This window comes from Kocuria sp. NPDC057446 (genome assembly GCF_042802875.1).
GTDB lineage: Bacteria > Actinomycetota > Actinomycetes > Actinomycetales > Micrococcaceae > Kocuria.
In genome coordinates, this window is sequence record NZ_JBHVDI010000247.1 from 1 (window position 1) to 3,185 (window position 3,185).

Annotated in this window: 2 protein-coding genes; both read right to left on the reverse strand. The window is 61.2% G+C overall.

Annotated features, from left to right (window positions below):
• Positions 1 to 1,068: 1,068 nt before the first annotated feature.
• Positions 1,069 to 2,061, reverse strand: coding sequence for a glycoside hydrolase family 5 protein (locus ACFU0Y_RS17690; RefSeq protein WP_380216198.1), 993 nt, complete (start codon positions 2,059 to 2,061; stop codon positions 1,069 to 1,071).
• Between the two features lie 223 nt (positions 2,062 to 2,284).
• Positions 2,285 to 2,761: a VOC family protein gene (locus ACFU0Y_RS17695; RefSeq protein ID WP_380216200.1), complete on the reverse strand. Its 477-nt coding sequence runs from the start codon at positions 2,759 to 2,761 to the stop codon at positions 2,285 to 2,287.
• Positions 2,762 to 3,185 lie beyond the last annotated feature (424 nt).

A 3,185-nucleotide genomic window follows, 5' to 3' on the forward strand; every position in this document is an offset into this window, starting at 1 on the left:
GCCATCGGTATCCCGTCTTGCGCCCGATCCCGACCATCTGGCACGCCTCGACCGTGCCCACCCCGGACAGGATCAGCGCCCAGTACTCGTCCTCCACGACCAGCCGCCGCTTGCGTCCTCTGATGCCCATCTCCATCCCTCCATCTACCAGGGATGTTGCGACGACCGCTAGAACCCACCGTTTTTGGAATCCGCCCGGCACTGAGGGGTCAATATTGACTCGGCGTTGACACGGGGGTCTAGACCATGGGGTCGTAGGTCGCGAGCCCGTGGGTGGGGGAGTGACGGTGCAGCTCGACGGCCAGAGCCCCGGAGGCAGAGATGGTCATACCCTTCGTCCTGTTCACAATTCAAGAGATGGGCGGCCCGAGGCTAGACCGGGCCACGGGGTTGCAGGGGCGCCCGTGACTGATGTACCAGGTTAGCCATGAGGTAGATAACTATGGACTCAAGCTGAGTAATACAACGGTGGGCCGTCTTTCAAGTTATGGGTTATGAGCCACTCTGGTTGCGAGACTCGAGCTTTGCCGGCTGTTGGTGTTCTCAGGTGCCGATTCTTGATTTGCGGACCAGCGCGGAAGTCGTAGTCGCATGGGTCCTCAGGTGTCGGGCGTGAAGCAGCGCCAGGGTGGTCTCCGGTGGGCTGCCAGGGCCACCGCCTCGCGGCGTGATCGTTGCGGCATCTTCTGGTCTCGGTGATGGGCACTTGGTGGGCGGGGTAGTTCGCGCCGCCGATGTCACGCGTCGGGCAGGTGTGTCCGAGGGTGAAGGTCGCGGCCGTACGGGACGCGTGTCCTGGAGACCACTTGGTGGGTTGCCTGCAGCACGGCGTACCGGTGGTGGGGTGGCAGGTGCAGGGCGTGGCGCAGGGAGGCGTCACTGTTCAGATCGGCGATCTCTCCGCCTAGGTGCACGGATGCCGTCCTTCTTGGTGCTGGGTGTGCCATAACGAATGCATGAAGATGTCAGTCACCCTGCCTGACTCAACTTCTGAACATTCACGCACGCGTACGAATCCTTCGCGTGACCCCCGTATCGCCCCGTGGCCCTCGATCGGGCGCCTGTCATTCAGGTGAGATAAGGCTGGAGCCAGGCCCAGCGAGGATCTTCGGGGACTGCGTCGCTGAAGATTGTGAGTTTCCCACCCTGCCATCCTTTTTCTCGGCCGTCCCACCAGGACCAGGCGATTACCTTGTCCTGGTTCGCGTCCAACCAGTTGAGATAGTCAGTCGTCACTGCTGGCCCGTTGGGATCGTCAGCGGTGACCGACCACTCTCCGCAGATGACCTTGATGTTGTGAGTGGTCGCCCAGTACGAGGCGGCCCAGTCCATGACGTTCTGGAACTGCGACCGAAGGATTGTCGCGTCTTTGGCAGGGCCGCCCTGGCCGTGCCCTTCGTCAGGGTAGTTGTGGCACGACACGCACCAGTTCTTTGCTGTGTCGAAAATACCCGCTCGGAAGGCCTCTCCACTGGTAGGAGGCCCTCCGCCGGGATTGTAGAACGGGTTCTGGTTGAACGCCTTGGCATTGTTCCAGCCGTTGCCTTCGAGAACGATGAGATTCGTAGCCCCTTCGGCACGGATCGCGGCAATCGCCTGGTTGTAGATGCAGACGAGTGCGTTCGTGGACGTGACGTGTCCATTGAGTGGCAGATCGTGTGGTTCGTTGATCAGGTCGAACCACACCTTTTCCTCGTTCTTGTAGACGGCCGCTATGCGCGTCCAAAAGTCGGTGAGGTACCCGTATGGCAGCTGTGGGTCGCCGAGCTTGCGGTCTTGTCCATCGACCCGGCGACCGCCCATGCAGTGGTTGTTGATCATGATCGTGCAGCCCAGGCCGAGCCCATGGTCGATGACATCCTTCACCTGGCTCCAGACGGTGGGATCGAATGGAGCGTTCGGCGCCGGTTGCAAACGATCCCACCAGATCGGTATCCGGAAGAAGTTCACTCCCTTCGCATGGTAGAAATTCATCTGATCGTGGGGCGCGGGATGATAATAATCCCCTCGATCACTGAATCCAGAAAGGTTAATCCCCTTCAATATCGTTGACGCAGACACGTGACCAGCCTCCCATAGCTTTGATACATGGCCTTCTCATGGCTAGAATTTTCCAGTGCATCCTGGCTGAAATTACTGGAAGCGATCGCGTATTTTGATCTTCGACCATTCACGGCCTTCCACGACTGCCGTGCAAAAAATCGACGTGGCCTCTCGGGCCCGGTCGCGGATGGGTCGCGCCGGCCAGTGAGCGGTCGGCGGATAACGGCAAGGGCCGCACAGCTCACGAGGCGTCAGCGGCGGCTTCCAAGTCGGCGATGACGATCTTGCGCATCGGCATCATCGCAGCCATCACCCCCTGCGCCCGGGCCGGGTCCGGGTCCGCCAGCAGCTCGACGAGTCGGCGGGGCACCACCTGCCAGGACAGCCCGTACTTGTCCTTGAGCCACCCGCACATGCTCTCCTGCCCGCCGTCGGCGGTGAGAGCCTCCCAGTACCGGTCCACTTCCGCCTGATCCGCGCAGTCGATCTGAAACGACACCGCTTCGCTGAAGCTGAACTCGGGCCCGCCGTTGAGGGCGGTGAACGGATGGCCGTCTAGCTCGAACTCCACCGTCAGCACCATGCCCGCCGGCCGCGGCCCGGCCTCGCCGTAGTAGGTGGTGTCGGTGATCCGGGAGTTAGAGAACACCGTGAGGTAGAAGTTCGCTGCGTCCTGGGCTTCGGTATCGAACCACAAGCAGGACGTGAGAGTCGTCATGGTGGGATTGTCCGCCCCAGCACCCGGCCCGTGGAAGATGTTGGGGCGCACATGACGACGCCTCGAGCAGAAGAACCTGAAAACGTCTGTGCTCAGCAGGTGAGGGGAACGGCCATCGACGCGCTGCTGGACTGATCCAAAGTGGTAGACCATGGTCGCGTGTCCGCCACGTTCTGTCTTGGAAGGCAGGGGATGCGAGACGCCCCGTCGAGCTCGAAGTGACCGTCCCACATCCTTGGTAGTGGGACGGTTTGGGATGAGTTTCCCATTCGAGGTCCATGGTCGGCGAGGCATGTCCCATAAGCTAGGTCAAGAGTAATGTTCCATTGACACCTGGTCTCATAACTCGGTCGCCTGGCGCAGTCGGCGGAGGTTGATGATCGAAACAGCGAGCAGCAGCAGTGGCAGCAGCGTGGCTGTGGTG